The sequence below is a fragment of the Micromonospora sp. NPDC005197 genome, from assembly GCF_040608295.1.
In the GTDB taxonomy this organism is placed as follows: Bacteria; Actinomycetota; Actinomycetes; order Mycobacteriales; family Micromonosporaceae; genus Micromonospora.
The window spans coordinates 14600-34918 of record NZ_JBEXHY010000006.1 but is presented as its reverse complement, the minus strand read 5'-3'; the positions used below and the strand labels follow the sequence as shown (position 1 = coordinate 34918).

Below are 20319 nucleotides of genomic sequence, written 5' to 3'. Positions count from 1 at the left end.
CCGCAGAGATGGGAGCGTACGTGTGAAGCCCAGAATCCTCCGTCGGGTCGCCGCGTCGGCCGTGGCGCTCGCCTGGCCGTGCTGGGCGCGGTCGCGGTGCCGGCCGCCCCGGCGACGGCCAGCCCGATCCGCAACGCGACCGCATGGTCGGTGCTGCTGTGCAAGTTCAGCGACAAGCCGGCGGAGCCCCAACCGCCGTCGCACTTCGCCAACTTCCTCACCGCCGCCGGGGCCGGCACCGGCGGGGTCGCCGACTACCTCGCCGACCAGTCCGGTGGTCGGGTGTCGCTGGCCGGCTCGGTCGTGCGGGGCTGGTACACGATGCCGTACACGCTTGCCCAGTTCGGGTCGATCGACAGGTGGACCCGGATCCAGCGCTGCGTGGACACGGCGGCGACCGCCGGTTACGCGGTGCCCGCCGGCAACCGGATCGCGGTCATGCTCAACGACTGGGTGGATTCCGGCGCGGCCGGCGGCCGGGTGCTCCTCGACCCGGGCGCCTGGAACGTCGGCTTCGCCGCGCACGAGATGCTGCACGGTTACAACCTGGGGCACTCCTTCTCCAACGACACCACGTACCAGAACGCGCCGTGGTCCCAACCGGGCGAGTACGACGACCCGTGGGACGAGATGAGCGCCATGCACATCCACGCCTTCGGCACCGCGAACTACGGCACCAGCGCGGTCGGGCTCAACGGGCCGCACCGCGACGAGTTGGGCTGGCTGCCGAAGAACCGGGTGTTCACCATGGCCGCTGACGGGATCGGCTCCCGCACCCTGACCCTGGCCCCGCTGGAGGTGCCCGCCGCGAGCGGCCCGCAGCTGGTCCGGATCCCGTTCGACCCGGCCGACCTCTTCCACTACTACACCGTCGAGTTCCGCCGCAAGACCGGCTGGAGCGCGGGCATCCCCGTCGACACGGTGCTGCTGCACGAGGTCCGCGACGGCACCCCCACCCTGCTGCGCACCGGCCCCGGCGGCGGGCCGGCCCAGTCACTCAACGCCAACGGCGTGCAGATCGGCGTGAACTGGCTCTCCGGCGACGCCGCCTCGGTGACCGTGACCACCGACGTGGTCAACCGCTGCCTCCAGGGCTACGTCTGGCGCGAGGCCCGCGCCGGCGACCTGGTCTGCGTCACCGGCGCCACCCGCAGCCAGGTGTGGGCGGACAACGCCGCCGCGGCCAGCCGCTGGGTGAACGGCCCGTACGGCCCGCACACCTGCGTCGCCGGCTACGTCTGGCGCGAGGCGTACGCCGGGGACGACGTCTGTGTCACCGGGGCTCAGCGCAGCCAGGCCGCCGCCGACAACGCGGCCGCCGCCTCCCGGCGCAACCCGGCCCGGCTGGTGTCCGGTCCGAACACCTGCGTCAGCGGATACGTCTGGCGCGACGCCGACCAGTCCGACTACGTCTGCGTCACCGGCGCGACCCGCTCCCAGGTGCTCGCGGACAACGCGGTCGCGGCGAGCCGGTGGGTCAGCGGCCCGTACGGCCCGCACACCTGCGTCGCCGGCTACGTCTGGCGCGAAGCGTTCATCGGCGACGACGTCTGCGTCACCGGGGCTCAGCGCACCCAGGCTGCCGCCGACAACGCAGCCGGCCCTGGGCGGGTGCTGCGTCCCGCCGGATGATCGACCGCGCCCCCGGTGGCCCGACCACCGGGGGCGCGTACGCCTCGACATCGGGCCGACTAGATTCGGTGGGCGTGACGATCTCGTTGGACGGCCGGCGGTTCGCCGCCCTGGCGGATGTGGTGGCCGGCGAGGTCGGCCTGGAGCTGCACGAGTCCTGGGCCTGGGAGTCCCGGCCGGGCAACGGGACCAGCGTGGTACGGCAGATCGCCTAGACCGGGCCGGCGGAACCCGACTGACCGGCGACGCCAACGTTGAGCGGATCGGCCAACAGCTTGTCGAAGGCCAACTCGGCGGCGCCGATCAGGACGGCGTCGCGGCCGAGCGCCGCCGCGCGCAGCCGCAGGTGCTCGCGGGAGGCCGGCAGCGGCATGGCGTCCAGCCGTCGCCGCACCGTGTCCGCGCCGGCGATGAAGATGTCGCGCAGCGAGCCACCGAACACCACGGCGTCGGGATTGACCACGTTCACCAGGTTGGCCACGCCGAAGCCGAGCCAGTCGGCGACCTGCTCGACGGCCCGGCGGGCGGCCGGATCGCCGTCCGCCGCCGCGCGCAGCACCTCGGTCACGGCGGCGCGGTCGTCCGGGTCGCGGCCGGCGTGGCGCAGCAGCGCGGCTTCACCGATCTCGGTCTCCCAGCAGCCACGAGAGCCGCAGCCGCACGGCAGGCCATTCGGGTTGACGACCATGTGGCCGACCTTGCCGCTGTGACCCCGGTGGCCGATCATCAACCGGCCGCCGACGACGATGCCGGCGCTGATGCCCAGGTCGCCGTGCAGGTAGATGAGGTCGTCGATGCCGGGGGCCACGCCCCGGATGTGCTCCGCCAGGCCCGCGATGTCGGCGAGGTCGCCGGCCACGAACCCCGGGCCGGCGGTGAGTTCGGCCTCCAGCGCCACGCTGAGGCCCTCGTCGACGCCGACGATCCGGAGCCTGCCGTCCGGGTCGCGGGTGGTGTCGGTGACGGCGACCGCTCCCCCGACCAGCAGCGCGTCGGAGGCGACGCCGCGTTCCATGTCGCGAACGAGATCGGCCAGCGGGCCGACGGTGTCGACCGCCGACATGCCACCGGGACGGGCGACCTCGCGCCGGTCGAGGATGCGACCGCCGAGGCCGACCCGCGCCGCGCGCAGCCGGTCGGCGTCGATGCTGAGCGCGTGCGCGTAGACCCGGTCGGAGCGGGGGCTGACCACCAGGGAGGGACGGCCGGCCCGCCGGGCGGTGGTCGGCGCCTCCTCGGTGACGAGGCCGCTGGCGGTCAGGTCGGCGGCGAGCGCGCCGATGGTGCTGCGGTTGAGGCCGAGGCGGCTGGTCAGCTCGGCCCGCGACGTCGGCCCGTGCAGGTGCACGTAGCGCAGCACGGCGCCGAGGTTCTGCCGCCGGATCTCCTCCTGGCTCGCGCCGGGGACCGAGGGCAGCGGGGATTCGGTGTTGCGGCCGACGCCGGCTGGCCTGGACCGTACTGGTGTCGCCACGGTCAGACCTCCTTCCGGGTCGGTGCAGGTTGGTGTGGGGGTGCAGGGACGACGATGGGTCCCGGTAGAGGAGACCCGGGACCCATCGGCGTTACTACCTACCGTGCGGTGATTACTTGGTGAGCGGCGCGAGCTTCGGGTCGTTCGCGTACGCCTCGGCCGCGTTCGCCTTGGTGACGGCGACCGGCGGGAGCAGGAACGTGTCCACGACCTTGCTGCCGTTGTTGTAGGACTTGGTGTCGTTCACCTGCGGGGCGTTGCCAGCCTGGAGAGCCTTGACCATGTTGATGGTCTCCTTCACCAGGTTGCGGGTGTCCTTGTTGATCGTCATGTACTGCTCGCCAGCGACGATCGACTTGACCGACTCGACCTCGGAGTCCTGGCCGGTGACGACCGGGATCGGCTTGCCGGCACCCTTGACCGAGGTCAGGATGGCGCGGGCCAGCGTGTCGTTCGGGGACAGGACGCCGTCCAGCGTCTTGCCACCGTAGGTGGAGGTCAGCAGCTGGTCCATGCGGGCCTGCGCACCCTCGGCCTTCCAGCCCTGGATGGCGGTCTGCTTGACGTCCTTCTGACCCGAGGCGACGACGACGGTGCCCTTGTCGATCTCCGGCTTGAGCACGCTCATCGCGCCGTCGAAGAAGACACCGGCGTTGTTGTCGTCCGGCGAGCCGGAGAACAGCTCGATGTTGTACGGGCCGTTCGGCTTCTTGGCCTTCATGCCGTCCAGCAGGGCCTGGCCCTGGAGCTGGCCGACCTTGAAGTTGTCGAACGCGACGTAGTAGTCGAGGTCCGGCGTGTTCTTGATCAGACGGTCGTACGCGATGACCTTCACGCCGGCCTGGTGGGCCGCGGCGACCTGGGTCGACAGCTGCGCGGCGTCGGTCGCGCCGATGACGATGACCTTCGCGCCCTTGGTCACCATGGCGGTGATCTGGGCCTGCTGGTCGGCGACCGTGGTCGACGCGCCAGCGTACTGCACGTCACCCTGGAAACCGGCCTCCTTGAGACCGTTGGTGAACAGGTCACCGGCGAGAACCCAGTTCTCGGAGGTCTTGGCCGGCAGGGCGACACCGATCAGCGAGTTCGCCGCGAAGCCCTTGGCGTCGCCGCCCTTGCTGTTGGAGTCGCCGTCGCGGCCGGAGCCGCAACCGGCGAGGGCCAGCATGGCGGCGGCGCTTACCGCGACCACCGACGTGCCGAAGAATTTACGCATGGTGAGGACTTGCCTTTCTAGATGTGAGACGGGTGGAGAGGTCGGTGGCCGTCAGCCGGACACCGCTGCCTTGGCGGGCTCGCGCTCCGCGTCCGGCGGTGAGGCGGGTGGGGCGGAGTCGTCGCGACGGAACGGTCGCATCAGGCTCCCGACGATGGAGAAGCGCCCCTGGCTCTTGTTGTAGACGTCGATCGCGACGGCCAGCAGCAGGACCAGACCCTTGATGATCTGGACGCGGTCGGTGCCGACGCCCATCAGCTGGAGGCCGTTGTTGAGCACGGCCATGACGAGACCACCGACGATCGAGCCGCTGATGGTGCCGATACCACCGGAGACGGCCGCGCCACCGATGAAGACCGCGGCGATGGCGTCCAGCTCCCAGCCGTTGCCGTCCTGCGGACCGGAGGCCGCCGAACGGGCCACGAAGATCATGCCGGCCAGCGCGGCCAGGACGGACATGTTCATCATGACGAAGAAGTTGACCCGCTTGAGCTTCACGCCGGACAGCTCGGCGGCCCGGGAGTTGCCGCCCACCGCGTAGATGTGCCGGCCACCGGCCGTGTTGCGGGTGTAGAAGGAGTACGCGATCACCAGGACCAGCAGGATGATGCCGGAGATCGGGAAGCTGGTGCCGACCCGACCGCTGGCGAAGCGCAGCGACGCGAAGGCGATGACCCCGACCATGATGGCCATCCGCAGGATCGAGATCCACATCGGCGCCGGGTCGGCGTCCATCGCCCGACGGGTCTTGCGGGCCTGCAGTTCCCGCCACACCACGGCCACCGCCGCGGCCAGACCCAGTAGCAGCGTCGCGTTGTTGTAGCCGGTGTCCGGGCCGAACTCCGGCAGGAAGCCGGCGCCGATCTCCCGGAAGCCCTCCGGCACCGGAATGCTCTGCGCGTTACCGATGAACTGGTTGCCGCCGCGGAACAGCAGCATGCCGGCCAGGGTGACGATGAACGCCGGCACCCCGATGTACGCCACCCAGAAGCCCTGCCAGGCGCCGATCGCCGCGCCGATCACGAGACCGAACAGGATGGCGGCAGGCCAGGGCAGGTTCCACTCGGCCATCGACTTGGCGACCAGGATGCCCGCGAAGGCGGCGACGGAGCCGACCGAGAGGTCGATGTGCCCGGCCACGATCACCATGAGCATGCCGATGGCCAGGATCAGAATGTACGAGTTCTGCTGGAACAGCGCGATCAGGTTGTCCGACCGCAGGGTGAGGCCGTCGGTCAGGATCTGGAACAGGACGACGATCGCCACCAGGGTGAAGATCATCCCGAACTGGCGAGCGTTGGAGGTGGTACCTCCGAACAGGTTCTTCTGAAGGTCCTTCAATCGGCTCATCGTGTCAGCATCTTCTTCGTCGAGGTCATCTGCTTCATGAGGTTTTCCGGGGTGGCGTCCGCCCGGGCGATCTCGCCCGTGATGGCGCCTTCGAACACGGTGTAGATGCGGTCGCAGAGCCCGATCAGCTCAGGCAGCTCCGAGGAGATGACGACGACGCCCTTCCCCTGGTCGGCGAGCCGCTGGATGATGCCGTAGATCTCGTACTTGGCGCCCACGTCGATACCGCGCGTCGGCTCGTCGAGGATCAGCAGGTCCGGGTCGGTGAACATCCACTTCGCCAGGACGACCTTCTGCTGGTTGCCGCCGGAGAGCTTGGAGACGCTCTCGTCGACAGTCGGGGCCTTGGTCCGCAACTCCTTGCGGTACGCCTCGGCCGCCTGGTACTCCTCGACCTCGTTCAGGACGCCGCGGTGGGAGATCTTGGACAGCTTGGCGGCCACCGTCGACGACTTGATGTCGTCGAGCAGGTTGAGGCCGATCGCCTTGCGGTCCTCGCTGACGTACGCGAGCCCGTTGTCGATCGCGTCCGCGACCGACTTCAGGACGATCTCCTTGCCGTCCTTGATGATCGTGCCCGACTCGTACACCCCGTAGGAGCGGCCGAACACACTCATCGCGAGTTCCGTGCGGCCCGCGCCCATCAGGCCGGCGAAGCCGACGATCTCGCCGCGGCGCACCACGAAGCTCTCGTCCTTGCAGACCTGGCGCTCGGCGGAGATCGGGTGCCGGACGTTCCAGTTGCGGACCTCGAAGAAGACCTCGCCGATGTTCGGGGTGTGGTCCGGGAACCGGCTGCCCAGCTCGCGGCCGACCATGCCCCGCACGATCCGGTCCTCGTCGACCCCGTCCGCCTTGACGTCGAGGGTCTCCACGGTCCGGCCGTCGCGCAGGATGGTGATCTGGTCGGCGATCGCCTCGATCTCGTTCAGCTTGTGCGAGATCATGATCGAGGTGATGCCGCGCGAGCGGAACCCCCGCAGCAGATCCAGCAGGTGCTTGGAGTCCGCCTCGTTCAGCGCCGCCGTCGGCTCGTCCAGGATGAGCAGCTTCACGTCCTTGGCGAACGCCTTGGCGATCTCCACAAGCTGCTGCTTGCCGACACCGATGTCCTTGATCAGGGTGTCCGGGTCCTCCTGGAGGCCGACCCGGGCCATCAGGTCCAGCGCCATCCGGTTGGCGGCCTTCCAGTCGATCGCGCCGTGCTTGCGCGGCTCGTTGCCGAGGAAGATGTTCTCGGCGATCGACATGCCCGGGATGAGCGCGAGCTCCTGGTGGATGATCACGATTCCGGCGTTCTCACTGGCCCGGATGTCGGAGAACCTGCTCTCCGACCCCTGGTAGATGATCTGGCCGTCGTAGCTTCCGTACGGGTAGACCCCGCTGAGGACCTTCATCAGCGTGGACTTGCCCGCACCGTTCTCGCCGCAGATGGCATGGATCTCGCCGGCGCGAACCACCAGGTTGACGTCGGAGAGGGCCTTGACTCCGGGGAACTCCTTGGTGATGGAGCGCATCTCAAGGAGGGTGGGCACGTCGTTCATCGCTCGTACCACCTCGCCAACGTCATCGTTGCCTCCGGAAGGTTGAACCTTCACTCGGTTTTGTTGTTGACGGCAACGTATTGCGGCGAACAGCCCATCCGCAAGGCGAGGGCCTGTTGAAAATGTAACAATCCGGCAATATAGACGTAGCAGAGTGTTCGCCCGTCACAGCCGCCCCCGCAGCCCCTCGTGGCACCATGGCCTGTCGGTGGCAACGTTGTCAAATGCGGGACCGAAGGATGATCGTCTCCGGTCGCTGCTACCAGGCCCGCCACCAGGCACGATCCCCGCCGGCCGGACGAAGCGCGACCTACCCGCGAGTACGCCGCCATCGAGCGATCGTGATCGCGCGGCGCCGCCGGCACCGCCCCCAGGGGGCGACGACCACCCTCGGCCGGCGGTGTGACCCACGCCTCCCACGGCGGGGCGGATCGACGACGGTGATCTCGTCACGCGCACCACCAGGGAGGCTGAACGTCCCTTACGTGCGGATCAGGTCCAAACGGCACGATCCGCCGGCCGGTCAGCTCGGGCGCAGCACCGCCTTGATCACCCCGTTCTCCCGACGGTCGAAGCTGCGGTACAGCTCCGGCGCGTCCGCGAGGGTGCCGTGGTGGGTCACGATCACCCCGGGCCGGGCACGACCCGCGACGACCAGGTCGCGCAGCAGCACGGCCACGGTGTCGCCGGCCTGGACTCCGGCGAGGGTGGCCGCGGCGTGCCAACCGGTGACGAACGCGTCGGCGAGCAGCACGAAGTCGTCCTCGTGCGCGTCACCCGGCTCCCCCGGGACGGGCACGCAGTTCGCGTCGGCCCACGGCACGCGCAGCAGGTCGGCCTGGGCGCCCCGGTACGGGCCCATCCCGGCGTAGCCGTACGCGGCGCCCGGCCCCTCGGCCCGGGCCCGCAGGCAGGCTGCCGAGAGCCCGCGGGCGCACATCACACAGGTGCCGCAGAACAGGTGGGTGGGGATCACCACGCGGGTGCCCGGACGCACGGTCTGCACCGCCGAGCCGACCTCCTGCACCACGCCCAGCGGTTCGTGACCGAGCACCAGCCCGGGGTCGGCGCCGGTGCGCCCGTCGTACATGTGCAGGTCGGTGCCGCACAGCGCGGTGGAGGTGACCCGCACGAGCGCGTCGGTCTGCGCCTCCAGCGTCGCGTCGGGCACCTCCCGCACCGCGACGGTCCGGACGTCCGCGTAGACGACGGCTCTCATCCCGACCCCCTTCCGGTGGTGGAGTGTCGGTCTTCCCCCGGTCGGGTCGTTCATGCTGTCGCGATGTCGGGCGGCAGGCGGGCCGGTCAGCCCATCGAGCGGACCCGGTCGGCCTCGATGGTCAGGATGATCCGGACCTGGTCGCGGCCGCCGAACCACGGGTACGGCCCATCGAGGTAGCGCTGGGCCAGCCGCTCGATGTGCTCGGCTGCGCCCTCGGTGCTCAGGTCGACCACCCGGCCCCGGACCTCGTGGTAGCGGCCCGGCTTGTCCGGGTCGGAGATCGCCACGGCGACCCGGGGGTCCCGGCGGGCGTTGCGCGTCTTCTGGTGCGTCTCCACCGTGTTGATCAGGATGTGCGTGCCGTCGGTGTCCACCCATGTCTGGGTGAGCTGCGGCGAGCCGTCCGGCATCAGCGTCGTCAGGTAGCAGGTGCTCGGCGCGCGCAGCAGGGCGAGCAGGTCATCGGGCAGGTTCACGTGCCGGTCCTTTCCGGTGGCGTCCAACCTCGCGTTGGTCGCCCGGCAACAGTCGCACGTCGTGATCGAGGCCCCGGCGGCGCCCGGGGCGCGACGTAGCATCGGCGAGGCACGATGTCAGGCGTACCACGTCACCGACCGGATCGGGCACCCTCGACATGACGACCGAGCAGACCGCCGCACCACCGCGTACCGGCGTCGCCATCGTGGCCGACGGCCTGGGCCAGAGTGTCCGAGGTGGACAGCGCATCCTGGACGACATCTCCCTGACCATCGCGCCGGGCGAGCTGGTCGCGATCATCGGGGTCAGCGGCGCCGGCAAGACCACCCTGCTGGAGACGCTGGCCGGCGTCCGCCGACCGGCTGCGGGCACCGTGGCGTACGACGGCAGCGCCGCGCCGGGCGCGGTCGGCTTCGTCCCGCAGGACGACATCATCCACCGCGAGCTACCGCTGGCCCGCACCCTGCACTACGCGGCCCGGCTGCGCCTGCCCTCCGGGACCGGCCCGGCCGAGGCGTCGGGTCGGGTCGCCGCGGTGCTCGCCGACCTGCGGCTCACCGAGCGGGCCGACGTGCCGGTGGGCCGCCTCAGCGGCGGTGAGCGCAAGCGCGCCAGCATCGCCGTCGAGCTGCTGACCCGACCCGGCGTGTTCTTCCTCGACGAGCCCACCTCCGGGCTGGACCCGGCGATCGCCGTGGAACTGCTCCGGGTGCTGCGTACCCTCGCCGACGCCGGGACCACTGTCGTGCTCACCACCCACCAGATCACCGACGTGGACCGTTGCGACCGGGTCGTCGTGCTGACCCGCCAGGGCCGGTTGGCCTACGCCGGCACGCCCGCCGCCGCCCGGGAGTTCTTCGGCCTGCGGTCCTTGGCGGAGGTGCACCTGCGGCTTGACGAGGAGTCCGACCCGGCCGGGTGGCCCGAGCGCTTCGCCGCGTACCGCGACGCCGACCGGGCCGCCGACACGGTCGACCCGGGCCCGGCCGGCCCGTCCCGCGCTGGGAGCGATCCGGGCACCACGGAGCACCCGGGCGGGACCGACGACCCGGGCGGGAGTGCCGCACGGCGGGTCGGCCGGTTGCGGCAGTGGATGCTCCTCGCCGCGCGCAACGCGGAGATCGTCGCCCGCAACCGGCTGACGCTGGCGATCCTGCTCGGCTCGCCCCTCATGGTGCTCGGCATGTTCGCGCTGCTGTTTCGCCCCGGTGCCTTCGACCCGGCGAACCCCCGCCCGACCGTCACCGTGATGATCCTGTTCTGGATCGCGTTCGGCGGCTTCTTCTTCGGGTTGACCTACGGGCTGCTCCAGATCTGCACGGAGTTGCCGATCCTGCGTCGGGAGCGGCTTGCCGGTGTCCGGCTGCTCCCGTACCTGCTGGCGAAGGTCGCGGTGCTGCTGCCGCTGCTCGCCCTGGTGGATCTGGCCCTGCTCGGGGTGCTGCGGGGCATGGACCGGCTGCCCCCGGTCGACGGCGGCGACTTCGCGGCCCTGTACGCGACCCTGCTGCTCTCCTCGGCGGCCGCGCTCGCGCTCGGCCTGCTCTGCTCGGCGGCCGTCTCCGACGCGGCCCAGGCGACGCTCATGCTGCCGATGCTGTGCTTCCCGCAGGTGCTGTTCGTCGGGGCGATCCTGCCGGTGCCGGCCATGGCGACCGGCGGCCGGTGGCTCAGCTACGCGATGTCGAACCGGTGGGCGTTCGAGGGGCTGGGGCACACCGCCGGGGTGGAGCGGCTGTGGCGCGACGGCGGCTCGCCGCTCGGCCCGCCGCTGTTGCAGACGTACGGCGACAGCTTCTCCCGGCCGATCTTCCTCGACTGGCTGGTGCTCGGCGGGTTCGTGCTGCTCTTCCTCGCCGCCGCGTGTGCGGTCCTGGAGCGCCGGGAGGCCCGCCGTGCGTCCTGAGCACGCCCCTTTCCCCTCACCTGCGGCGCTGCCCGGGTACGCCGACACCGCCCGGATCGACGAGCTGCGCGCCACCGAGTACCAGCACCTCGACCGGCACGGCCAGGTCTACCTCGACTACGCCGGCGCCGGGGTGACCGCGCAGGCTCAGGTGCGGGCGCACCACGACCGGCTGCTGGCGAGCCTCTACGGCAATCCGCACTCGGAGAGCCCCACCAGCGTGGCGGCCGGGTCGCTGGTGGAGTCGACCCGGCGGGCGGTGCTCGACTTCTTCCACGCCGACCCGGCCGAGTACGCGGTGGTCTTCACCCCGAACGCCAGCGGCGCCTGTCGACTGGTCGGCGAGGCGTACGACTTCGGCCCGGCCGCGCCGTTCGCGCTGACCTGGGACAACCACAACTCGGTCAACGGCATCCGGGAGTACGCCCGGGCGGCCGACGCGCCGGTGCGGTACGTGCCGCTGAGCGGGCCGGAGCTGCGGGTCGCCGAGTCCGACCTGGTCACGGTGCTCGACGCCGGGCGGCGGGGGCGGTCCGGTCGCCGTGGACTGTTCGCGTACCCGGCGCAGAGCAACTTCTCCGGCGTGCAGCATCCGTTGGACTGGGTCGAGCTGGCCCACCGGCACGGCTACGACGTGCTGCTGGACGCCGCCGCGTTCGCCGCGACGAACCGGCTGGATCTGCGTGCCGTCCGACCCGACTTCGTCTGCCTGAGCTGGTACAAGCTCTTCGGCTACCCGACCGGCGTCGGCGCGCTGCTGGCCCGCCGCGACGCGCTGGCCCGGCTGCGCCGGCCGTGGTTCGCCGGCGGCACCATCCGCGCGGTCAGCGTGCAGGGCGACTGGCACCGCTCGATGGACGACGAGTCGGCGTTCGAGGACGGCACGCTCAACTTCCTGAGCATCCCGGATGTCGAGTTCGGGCTGCGGTGGCTCGACTCGATCGGCGTGGACCTCGTGCACACCCGGGTGGGTCTGCTCACCGAGTGGCTGCTGGGCCGCCTGTCCGCGCTGCGGCACCGCACCGGCGAACCGTTGGTGCGGGTGTACGGACCGACGACGGGCGTGGGTCGGGGCGGCACCGTGACGTTCAACGTCCTGCGCCCGGACGGGTCCCCGGTGGACGAGCGACTTGTCGCGCGGGAGTCCGCCGCGGCCGGCTTCTCGCTGCGGACCGGCTGCTTCTGCAACCCGGGGGCCGGTGAGGGCGCGTTCGAGATCAGCGGGACCTCGTTGCGGCGAGGGCTGCTCGCGCGGGTCGACACGATCGATGAGTACCTCGGCGCGCTGCGGCTGCCGACCGGCGGCGCTGTCCGGGTCTCGTTCGGCCTGGCCTCCAACGCCTCCGACGCGCAACGCTTCCTCGCCTTCGTCGAGGCGTCCTACCTCGACCGGGAGGTCGGCGCCGAGCCGCCGCTGCCTCCCCGCCTGCGCTGCTGACGCGCCCGCGGGCTAGACGGCCTGCGGCACCGACGCCGGGCGGTGCTTGATCTCCTCCATGAACGCGAAGCGGGCGGTCAGTTCGGCGAGCGTCAGCCCGGCCCGCCAGGCCGCGGCCACCTGGACGACCTGGACGAGGTCCATGCAGTCACCGCGCGCGAGAACCTCGCCCGCGGACCGGAGGTCGATCATGAAGTATCGGGCCTGCGAACCCAGCCCGATGCAGACCACACCCTGATCGGAGTGCAGCTCGGCGCAGGTGAACCGGGCGCGCCCCTGCTCGGGGGCGGTCACCCGCCCGACGTCGAGCTGGTGGTGGGCAGCGGTCTCGATGAGCGCGGGGGCGAGGCCACCCCGCTCGACCAGGTCCGGGTAGAGGCGCACACCCAGCGCCGTCGACGCGTCGCTCATGACTGACTCCCACTTCCTTGTGACAGAGACCAGCAGCACGCAGGTTACGGGGAGGTTTCCTGCGGACCTCGTCATCCTGTCCCGCGTGGACGCTCCACGGCAATAGGAAGGGTCGATTCGACCGCTATCGAGGGGTGCGATCAGGCGGTAACGGACCGTCGTCGCATTGGAAACACTCTTGACAGAAATTCCCCATATCGACATGCTTCGCTTTAGAGAGCGCTCTCCGAGACTCTCCGACGCGCCGCCTCCGCCACCCACCTCGCTGAGGAGCCTCCCGTGTTCACAGCCCGCCCCCCATCCCGCCTGCGTCCCCTCGTCCTCGCGGCGGTCGCCCTCGTCACCACCCTCGCCTCCCTCACCCTCCCGGGACAGTCCGACCGGGCCGAGGCCGCCATCGGCCCGCTCACCTGGCAGGACGAGTTCAACGCCCCGGCCGGCACGCCCGTCGACCAGAACAAGTGGCGCTTCGACATCGGCGGCGGCGGCTGGGGCAACAACGAGCGGCAGTACTACACCAACAGCACCAGCAACGCGGTGCACGACGGCCAGGGCAACCTCGTCATCACCGCCCGCCGGGAGAACCCGGCCAACTACCAGTGCCACTACGGTCGCTGCGAGTACACCTCAGCCCGGCTGCTGACCGCGGCGACCTTCACCCAGACGTACGGCCGCTTCGAGGCCCGTATCAAGATCCCGCGCGGCCAGGGCATCTGGCCGGCGTTCTGGATGCTCGGCACCGGCGGCGGGTGGCCCGACGCCGGCGAGATCGACGTCATGGAGAACATCGGCCGGGAGCCGAACACCGTCTACGGCACGGTGCACGGGCCTGGCTACTCCGGTAGCGGCGGCATCACCGGCAGCCGGACCCTCGGCAGCCCGCTCGCCGACGGCTTCCACGACTACCGGGTGGACTGGGAGCCGGGTGCGATCACCTGGTACCTGGACGGGGTGCAGTACCACCGGGTCGACCCCGCCCGACTCGGCGGCAACCGGTGGGTGTTCGACCACCCGTTCTTCATGATCCTCAACGTGGCGGTCGGCGGTAACTGGCCCGGCTACCCGGACGGCTCCACCCAGTTCCCGCAGCAGATGCTTGTCGACTACGTCCGGGTGTCGAGCTACACCTCCGGCGGCGGCGACCCGGCGCCCGGCACCACCCGGATCCGGGGAGCGCAGAGCGGGCGCTGCATCGACATCCCGAGCGCCAACCCGGTCGATGGCGCCAAGCTGCAGATCTGGGACTGCAACACGACCGCGGCGCAGGCGTGGACGTTCGCCTCCGACGGCACCGTGCGGGCGATGGGCAAGTGCATGGACCCGGCCTGGGCCGGCACCGCCAACGGCACCGAGGTCAACCTGGTCAGCTGCAACGGCAATCCGGCCCAGCGCTTCACGCTCAACGGCGCGGGCGACCTGGTCAATCTGAGCGCCAACAAGTGCGTGGACGTGCGGGACGCCAACCCCAACAACGGCGGCAAGCTGCACCTGTGGGACTGCCTCGGCGCGGCCAACCAGAAGTGGTCCCGCTTCTGACGAGGCCGGCACGAGCGGTGGGCCGTCCGGGAACCGCTCCGGACGGCCCACCGCCGCGTGCGACATCTCCGCCCACCGGGTCAGCCTGATTCGGTCGATGGACCGGGCGACCACAAACCCGACCGCTATGTTCGGTTTAATCCAGATATAGCCGTTACGGGAGTGAGCCCATGTCGCACCACCTTGACACCCCCCTCGCCGCCCAGGGCGGTCAGCTCTACATCGACGACCTGTACGTCTTCAACGGCGACCGCACCACCGTGTTCGTCATGGACGTCAACAGCTCGGTGACCAAGGCCGACATCAAGCGCGGCTTCCACGCCGAGGCCCGCTACGAGTTCAAGATTCACTTCAACGGCTCGGACCTGGAGGAGCTGGCCTACCGATTCGCGTTCGGCGAGCCGGACGGCAACGCCACGCAGACCCTGGAGCTGTACGAACTCACCGGCGCGGACGCCCGCGATGACGCCGCCATGGGAACCCCCATCGCCCAGGGCAGGACCGGCGAGGTGACGACCGGGCAGCGCGTACGGATCTGGGCGGGCCGGATCACCGACCCGTTCTACGTCGACCTCGACGAGCTCGCCACGATCAACGGGGCGGTCAAGAACGGCGCGCGGGTGGACCGCTCGGCGTGGCGGGTCGACCAGGCCAAGAACAGCTTCGCCGGCACCACAGTCGAGTCGATCGTCCTGGAGGTCTCCCACGACGAGCCGCTGCTGCGCGAGGGCACCGAGATCGGCGTCTGGTGTCGGACCCTGCTGGCCACCGACGCGGGCGGGTGGCGGCAGATCAACCGCGCGGGCCACCCCATGATGTGGCCCATCTTCTGGCCGCACGACACCGACTTCTCAGACCCGGCGAACTTCCGGCACCCCAGCCAGGACCTGCCCGAGGACGGGAAGGAGATCGCCACCGCGGTCGCCGGGGTCGTCGCGGCGAACGGCACCGCACCGGACCCGCAGGCGTACGGCTGGAGCGTCGCCCGGCAGCTCTACCCGGACGTGCTCTCGTACACCGTCGGTACGGCCGCGAACTACGGCTTCGCGGTCCGCAACGGCCGCACCATGGCCGACAACGCGCCCGAGGTGATGTTCTCCCTGGTCCTCAACACCGGCACCACCTCGGGCCTCACGCCCGACGTCACGAAGGCCGCCCGCGCCGACGCGTTCCCGTACGTGGTGCCGGCCTGACCCGCATCCCATGGGCGATTCACGACGACGCGCCTAAAGCGGACCGACCTCCTCGGTCACGCCGAAGAGGTCGGTCCGCAGGCGGTGCGGCGGTCAGCCCGCGATGTCCCGTGGGTCGCGGCTGCGCGGGTACGTGTTCTTCTCCCCGATCGTGCCGTCCTGCTTCTTGATCACGTGCTCGACGCCCCGGTCGGCTGCCATCTCGCGCCCCTGCGCCTGCGCGTCGGCCTTGGAGTCGTGCGTGCTGCTGGCCCGATCGTTGCCCTCCGGACGGTTCTTCCACTGCCCGTCTTCCTGGTACGTGTCGACGTCACCCTTGACCATCGCCGGCTCCTTCCCTGCGTCCGAACTGTCACCAGTCCAGTGCCCCGAGCCGTGGTGGACAAACCCGTGGTCCTCAGGAGACGGCCGGGCAGTTCTCGCTCACCCGCCGAAGTATCTGTTCGCGTTCGTCGGTGGTGATGCCCGACGGCGTACCGCCGAAATGGGTCTCGACCTTGTCCCAGCCGCGTCGCTGCTCGTAGTGCAGGTGCGGAGCGCCGGAGTCGCCGGTGCTGCCGAGCCGCCCGATCTGCTCACCCTGGGCGACCTTCTGACCGACCTCGACCAGCGGCGGTTCGAGCAGGTGCAGGTACTGCGTCTCCCACTTGCCACCGTGATCGATCTTCACCCAGTAGCCGCCGCCGCGACCGCGCGGGCCTTCCGGATTCTCCGGCGTACGCCCACCCAGCGAACCGTTGATGCCCGCCACGGTGACCGTGCCGCCGTAGGACGCGAGCACCGGACGCCCCCACGCCTCGCCCTCGGTGGGGAACAGGTCGACGTCGAAGTCGTCGTGACCGGGGTAGGTGCTGAGCTGCCACGTCTCACCGCAGGCGACCGGCATCTGAAAGAGCGGACGGGGACCGGCCGGCCGCAGCAACGGCACGACCACCACGGCGACGCCCACCACGGCCGCCGCCACGACGAGCGCGAGTAGGACGGGGATCAGCCGGCGGCGGATGCGGCGGTGGCTGCGGGCTCGGGTGGGGCGGCCGGTCGTCACCGGCCCGAGCATGGCAGACGCCGGCAACGCCGCGATCGCGGGTCGCGCTCATACCCAGGTGACATTGCAGTTGCATCGTAAAGGGGCTACGGTGGTTGCGATGCAGTCGCATTGCAACTGGAGGGCGTCATGTCCGTTATCGCGTTGTCCGAGGTGACCGCCGAGATGGTCGACCTGGTCGGTGGCAAGGCAGCCGGGCTGGGCGAGTTGATCCGGCGCGGCGAACGCGTCCCCGAGGGTTTCTGCGTCACCACCGAGGCCCATCGGCGCGGCGTCGTCCCGGCGGCGGAGATCATCGCCGCGTACGGGCGACTCGGGGCCGGCCCGGTGGCGGTGCGCTCCAGCGCCACCGCCGAGGACCTGCCGGACGCCAGCTTCGCGGGACAGCAGGACACCCTCCTCAACGTCACGGGCGGCGCCGAGTTGATCGCCGCGATCGGCCGGTGCTGGGAATCGCTGCACAGCGACCGGGCGACCGCCTACCGCGAGGCCCGCCACATCGAGCACCGCGAGGTGCGGATGGCGGTCGTCGTGCAGCGCATGGTCACGCCCACGGCGGCGGGGGTGCTCTTCACCGCCAACCCGCTGACCGGCTGCCGCGACGAGATGGTGGTCGACGCCGCGCCGGGTCTCGGCACCACCGTCGTGGACGGCGCGACGGCCGTCGACCACTACGTCCTCGACGGCGTCGCGCGGCACGACACGGGGTGCCTGACCGCCGCGCACCTGGAGCGACTGCGGGCCACCGGTGAACGGTTGCAGGACCACTTCGGCTGCCCGCAGGACGTGGAGTGGGCGATCGACGCGGACGACGTGCTGTGGTTGCTGCAGTCGCGCCCGATCACCAGCCTGCTCCCCCTGCCACCGGCCACCGGCAAGCCCCTCCCCCGCGTCTTTCTGGAGTTCGGCCACGTCCAGGGCATGCTGCAACCGGTCACCCCGATGGGCATGGCGACCCTGCGGGCGCAGATCACCGCGATGCTCGCGGCGCTCGGCGTCCGGGTGGAGGTCGTCGACATCGGCGGCCGCCTCTACGGCGACCTGACCGACCTGGCCAGGAGCCGGTCGTCCCGCCGGCGGCTGGTCAAGCTCATGGCTGTCGACTTCGGCCCCCGGGCACAGGCGGTGATGCAGCACGTCCTGGCGGATCCGCGATTCGCCCCGACCAGCGGCGGCACCGGACGCGGTGCGGGACAGGGCGCGGCGTCGCTGCGGACGGCCGGCCGCGCGGTGGTGGGGATCGTACGCGCGCTGGCGCGCCCGGACGCCGCACGGATCCGGATGTTCGAGGCGATCGAGCAGCTCAGAGTCCGGTCGGTCGCCACCGACGACCTGCGGACCGCGGCCGACCGGCTGCGCTTCCTCGAAGCGCGCGACGACAGGGACGACAGCGACGCCATCATGTGGCCGATCGTCGCCGGGATGCTCGCCGCCGCGTTGCCGGCCACGCTGCTCAAGGGTGTCGCCGACCCGGACGAGATCCACGCCGTGCTCGGCGGGATGCCGCACAACGTCACCATCGAGATGGACCTGGCGCTGTGGCGACTCGCTCAGGGCGTGGGTGAGCACCGACGACTCCTGCTCGACACCGCACCGGACGAGTTGGCCGCCCGCCATCTGGGTGCAACGCTGCCCGACATCGGCATGGCCGACTTCCTGGACGCGTACGGCCACCGCGGTGTCGCCGAGGTCGACGTCGGCGTGCCGCGCTGGGCCGAAGACCCCACACCGGTCTTCGCCGCGCTCGCCAACTACCTGCGTGTCACCGATCCGGGGCAGGGCCCCGACCAGCGCTTCCACCGTGCCGCGGCGGCGGCGGAGACGGCGCTGGGAGAGCTGGTCACGCGGGCCCGTCGGCGGCGGCCGGTGCGCGGCCTGGTCGCCGGGTTCCTGCTGCGCCGGGCCCGTTCGTTGGCCGGCCTGCGCGAGGCCGGCAAGTTCGCCGGGTTGTACCCGCTGCGGGAGAGACGCCGACAACTGCTGCTGATCGGGGCGGACCTGACCGACGCCGGGCTGCTGGAACAGCCGGACGACATCATGTTCCTGACCCTCGACGAGGTGCGCGCCGCCGTACACCAGGATGTTGATCACCGCGGCGCCGTCGCGTCCCGGCGGGCCGTGCACCGCCGGGAGCTGCGTCGCCGGTCGGTGCCGGTGGCGTTGCTGTCCGACGGCACCGACGTCGAGACCGTCCTGCCTGCGGCGTCCGCCCTGGACGGGACGCTCGTCGGCGTGGGGGCGTCCGCGGGTCGGGTCACCGGCCCGGCCCGGGTCGTCCGCGACCCGGCCACCGCCCACGTCGAGCCCGGCGACGTCCTGGTCGCCGCGACCACGGATCCCGGTTGGACCCCGCTGTTCCTCACCGCCGCGGCGCTGGTCACCGAGACCGGCGCAATCATGGCGCACGGCCCCACCGTGGCCCGGGAGTACGGCATTCCCGCCGTCATCTGCGTGCCGGACGCCACCCGGACGATCTCCACGGGGCGGCTCGTCACCGTCGACGGCGGCGCCGGCGTCGTGACCGTCCACTGACCACCACCTGAACCCCGAGGACGACGAGATGACCGACACGAGGACGCCGACCAGGGCGAGAGTGGGACCGCTGTTGCGTCGGGCGGCCGTGGCCGAGGCCGCGATGTGGCGCAGCCTCTACGTGTGGGCGCGGCGTCGTCCACTGCCGTTGGGGCCCAGCGGCGAGCCGTTCGGCTACCTCGGCGTGGTCAAGCCGATCCTCGGCATCTTCATCGCCCTGTCGGTCGTCGAGATCCCGATCTTCGACCTGATCGTCACCCACGTGGTGCCGTGGCGGCCGGCCCGCTGGATCGTGCTCGGCCTGGGCATCTGGGGCGTGCTCTGGATGGTCGGTCTCTACGCCAGCATGACCATCCATCCACACGTCGTGGGTGACACCGGTCTGCGGGTGCGGGTCAGCTCGGGCATCGACATCTGGATCCCCTGGGCAGACGTCGCGGCGCTGCGCAAACGCCACCGCTCACTGCCCTCCAGCAGGGCCGTCCAGGTCGAGCAGGAGGGTGACCGGCGGGTCCTGCACCTCTCGGTCGGCAGTCAGACGAGCATCGACGTCCTGCTGCGCCGGCCGACGACCTTCGACCTGCCCACGGGCCGGTCCGCGCCGATGGACGAGCTGCGGCTGTACGCCGACGACCCCGACGGTCTGCTGCGCAGCGCCCGGGGCACGCCCGCGCCGGAGGCTGACCGCCGCACGACGGCGGCTCCCGGCCACCCACTGTGAAACGATCGAGGTCATGCCCAAGAAGGTCGATCACCAGCAGCGACGCACCCTCATCGCGGACGCGTTGATGCGGGTCGCCGCGGACCAGGGCCTGGAGGCGGTCAGCCTGCGCCACGTGGCCACCGAGGCGGGCGTGTCCGCCGGGATGGTCCAGCACTACTTCCGCACCAAGGACGAGATGATGGCGTTCGCGTTGAGCGTGGTCCGCGAACGCAGTCAGATCCGGGTCACCGAGGCGGTGGCGGGCCTGGGCGAGAATCCGTCCCCCCGGCTGCTGCTACGCACGATGATCGCCGCACTCCTGCCGCTCGACGAGCAAACCCGCGACGACGGTCGGGTGGCACTCGCGTTCCTCGCGTACACGGCGGTGCGGCCGTCGGCCGCGCCCAGCCTGCGCGAGGACACCGCCCAGCTCACCGCGTTCATCGCCAGCGTCCTGCCCGCCGGCCGTGGCGACGCCGCCGCGACGGGACTGCTGGCGCTGATGGAGGGGCTGGGCGTCCACCTGCTCGGTGGGCAGTACACCGCCGAGCAGGCCCTCGCCGCCCTGGACGCCCACCTCGACCTGCTCTTCGGCACACCGGCGACCACCTGAGCGTGTCTCCTCCAGGATTGCGCCATC

At 71.0% G+C, this 20319-nt stretch carries 18 protein-coding genes; 9 read left to right on the top strand and 9 right to left on the bottom strand.

Features of this window, described 5'->3' with window-relative positions; translation table 11 throughout:
• The first annotated feature begins 78 nt into the window (after positions 1-78).
• Together ABZU46_RS04345 and ABZU46_RS04340 are read left to right on the top strand one after the other, a co-directional pair.
• Complete coding sequence (locus tag ABZU46_RS04345; protein ID WP_354855039.1) at positions 79-1632, top strand: hypothetical protein; 1554 nt, start codon at positions 79-81, stop codon at positions 1630-1632.
• A gap of 74 nt (positions 1633-1706) precedes the next feature.
• A complete protein-coding gene (locus ABZU46_RS04340) occupies positions 1707-1847 on the top strand; it encodes a hypothetical protein (protein WP_354855038.1) in 141 nt (46 codons plus the stop codon).
• Here the strand turns inward: ABZU46_RS04340 and ABZU46_RS04335 are convergent.
• From ABZU46_RS04335 to ABZU46_RS04310, 6 genes are all read right to left on the bottom strand, one after another.
• A complete protein-coding gene (locus ABZU46_RS04335; protein ID WP_354855118.1) occupies positions 1844-3049 on the bottom strand; it encodes an ROK family transcriptional regulator in 1206 nt (401 codons plus the stop codon). The genes ABZU46_RS04340 and ABZU46_RS04335 overlap by 4 nt on opposite strands.
• Before the next feature lie 169 nt (positions 3050-3218).
• A complete protein-coding gene (locus tag ABZU46_RS04330; RefSeq protein ID WP_354855037.1) occupies positions 3219-4322 on the bottom strand; it encodes a sugar-binding protein in 1104 nt (367 codons plus the stop codon).
• A gap of 51 nt (positions 4323-4373) precedes the next feature.
• On the bottom strand, positions 4374-5672 hold the full coding sequence (gene mmsB, locus ABZU46_RS04325; RefSeq protein WP_354855036.1) for a multiple monosaccharide ABC transporter permease: 1299 nt from the start codon (positions 5670-5672) through the stop codon (positions 4374-4376).
• Complete coding sequence (gene mmsA, locus ABZU46_RS04320; protein WP_354855035.1) at positions 5669-7216, bottom strand: multiple monosaccharide ABC transporter ATP-binding protein; 1548 nt, start codon at positions 7214-7216, stop codon at positions 5669-5671. The genes mmsB and mmsA overlap by 4 nt, the downstream gene beginning before the upstream one ends.
• A 523-nt stretch (positions 7217-7739) precedes the next feature.
• Positions 7740-8435 (bottom strand): alcohol dehydrogenase catalytic domain-containing protein, encoded by a 696-nt coding sequence (locus ABZU46_RS04315; RefSeq protein WP_354855034.1) that lies wholly within the window; start codon positions 8433-8435, stop codon positions 7740-7742.
• Between the two features lie 86 nt (positions 8436-8521).
• Entirely contained in the window at positions 8522-8914 is a 393-nt protein-coding gene (locus ABZU46_RS04310; protein WP_354855033.1) for a PPOX class F420-dependent oxidoreductase, read from the bottom strand.
• 158 nt (positions 8915-9072) lie between these two features.
• On the opposite strand from ABZU46_RS04310, the gene ABZU46_RS04305 reads away from it, so the two are divergent.
• Both ABZU46_RS04305 and ABZU46_RS04300 read left to right on the top strand, forming a co-directional pair.
• Complete coding sequence (locus tag ABZU46_RS04305) at positions 9073-10821, top strand: ATP-binding cassette domain-containing protein (RefSeq protein WP_354855032.1); 1749 nt, start codon at positions 9073-9075, stop codon at positions 10819-10821.
• Complete coding sequence (locus tag ABZU46_RS04300) at positions 10811-12259, top strand: aminotransferase class V-fold PLP-dependent enzyme (RefSeq protein WP_354855031.1); 1449 nt, start codon at positions 10811-10813, stop codon at positions 12257-12259. The genes ABZU46_RS04305 and ABZU46_RS04300 overlap by 11 nt, the downstream gene beginning before the upstream one ends.
• Positions 12260-12271: 12 nt before the next feature.
• Here the strand turns inward: ABZU46_RS04300 and ABZU46_RS04295 are convergent, their stop codons facing one another.
• A complete protein-coding gene (locus ABZU46_RS04295) occupies positions 12272-12670 on the bottom strand; it encodes a hypothetical protein (RefSeq protein WP_354855030.1) in 399 nt (132 codons plus the stop codon).
• 279 nt (positions 12671-12949) lie between these two features.
• Between ABZU46_RS04295 and ABZU46_RS04290 the strand changes: the two genes are divergently transcribed.
• The gene (locus tag ABZU46_RS04290; protein ID WP_354855029.1) at positions 12950-14206 is read left to right on the top strand and encodes a family 16 glycosylhydrolase; all 1257 of its coding nucleotides are present in this window, start codon (positions 12950-12952) and stop codon (positions 14204-14206) included.
• A 170-nt stretch (positions 14207-14376) separates the two neighbouring features.
• Positions 14377-15399, top strand: a complete 1023-nt coding sequence (locus tag ABZU46_RS04285; RefSeq protein WP_354855028.1) for a DUF4331 family protein — start codon at positions 14377-14379, stop codon at positions 15397-15399.
• A gap of 93 nt (positions 15400-15492) precedes the next feature.
• Here ABZU46_RS04285 and ABZU46_RS04280 read toward each other — a convergent pair whose 3' ends face one another.
• Positions 15493-15723, bottom strand: a complete 231-nt coding sequence (locus tag ABZU46_RS04280) for a DUF2188 domain-containing protein (protein WP_007457642.1) — start codon at positions 15721-15723, stop codon at positions 15493-15495.
• 73 nt (positions 15724-15796) lie between these two features.
• Positions 15797-16456: a M23 family metallopeptidase gene (locus ABZU46_RS04275; RefSeq protein WP_354855117.1), complete on the bottom strand. Its 660-nt coding sequence runs from the start codon at positions 16454-16456 to the stop codon at positions 15797-15799.
• Positions 16457-16573: 117 nt separating this feature from the next.
• Between ABZU46_RS04275 and ABZU46_RS04270 the strand changes: the two genes are divergently transcribed.
• From ABZU46_RS04270 to ABZU46_RS04260, 3 genes are read left to right on the top strand one after another with little or no spacing between them, the layout of a single operon-like run.
• A complete protein-coding gene (locus ABZU46_RS04270; protein ID WP_354855027.1) occupies positions 16574-18976 on the top strand; it encodes a PEP/pyruvate-binding domain-containing protein in 2403 nt (800 codons plus the stop codon).
• A gap of 28 nt (positions 18977-19004) precedes the next feature.
• Positions 19005-19697, top strand: coding sequence for a hypothetical protein (locus tag ABZU46_RS04265; RefSeq protein WP_354855026.1), 693 nt, complete (start codon positions 19005-19007; stop codon positions 19695-19697).
• A 13-nt stretch (positions 19698-19710) separates the two neighbouring features.
• Complete coding sequence (locus ABZU46_RS04260; RefSeq protein WP_354855025.1) at positions 19711-20292, top strand: TetR family transcriptional regulator C-terminal domain-containing protein; 582 nt, start codon at positions 19711-19713, stop codon at positions 20290-20292.
• Positions 20293-20319: the final 27 nt, after the last annotated feature.

Excerpts from the sequence above, each read along its gene's own strand:
- ABZU46_RS04330 (WP_354855037.1), bottom strand. The coding sequence starts at position 4,322 with ATGCGTAAATTCTTCGGCACGTCGGTGGTCGCGGTAAGCGCCGCCGCC.
- mmsB (WP_354855036.1), bottom strand. The coding sequence starts at position 5,672 with ATGAGCCGATTGAAGGACCTTCAGAAGAACCTGTTCGGAGGTACCACC.
- mmsA (WP_354855035.1), bottom strand. The coding sequence starts at position 7,216 with ATGAACGACGTGCCCACCCTCCTTGAGATGCGCTCCATCACCAAGGAG.
- ABZU46_RS04315 (WP_354855034.1), bottom strand. The coding sequence starts at position 8,435 with ATGAGAGCCGTCGTCTACGCGGACGTCCGGACCGTCGCGGTGCGGGAG.
- ABZU46_RS04305 (WP_354855032.1), top strand. The coding sequence starts at position 9,073 with ATGACGACCGAGCAGACCGCCGCACCACCGCGTACCGGCGTCGCCATC.
- ABZU46_RS04295 (WP_354855030.1), bottom strand. The coding sequence starts at position 12,670 with ATGAGCGACGCGTCGACGGCGCTGGGTGTGCGCCTCTACCCGGACCTG.
- ABZU46_RS04285 (WP_354855028.1), top strand. The coding sequence starts at position 14,377 with ATGTCGCACCACCTTGACACCCCCCTCGCCGCCCAGGGCGGTCAGCTC.
- ABZU46_RS04280 (WP_007457642.1), bottom strand. The coding sequence starts at position 15,723 with ATGGTCAAGGGTGACGTCGACACGTACCAGGAAGACGGGCAGTGGAAG.
- ABZU46_RS04275 (WP_354855117.1), bottom strand. The coding sequence starts at position 16,456 with ATGCTCGGGCCGGTGACGACCGGCCGCCCCACCCGAGCCCGCAGCCAC.
- ABZU46_RS04270 (WP_354855027.1), top strand. The coding sequence starts at position 16,574 with ATGTCCGTTATCGCGTTGTCCGAGGTGACCGCCGAGATGGTCGACCTG.
- ABZU46_RS04265 (WP_354855026.1), top strand. The coding sequence starts at position 19,005 with ATGACCGACACGAGGACGCCGACCAGGGCGAGAGTGGGACCGCTGTTG.
- ABZU46_RS04260 (WP_354855025.1), top strand. The coding sequence starts at position 19,711 with ATGCCCAAGAAGGTCGATCACCAGCAGCGACGCACCCTCATCGCGGAC.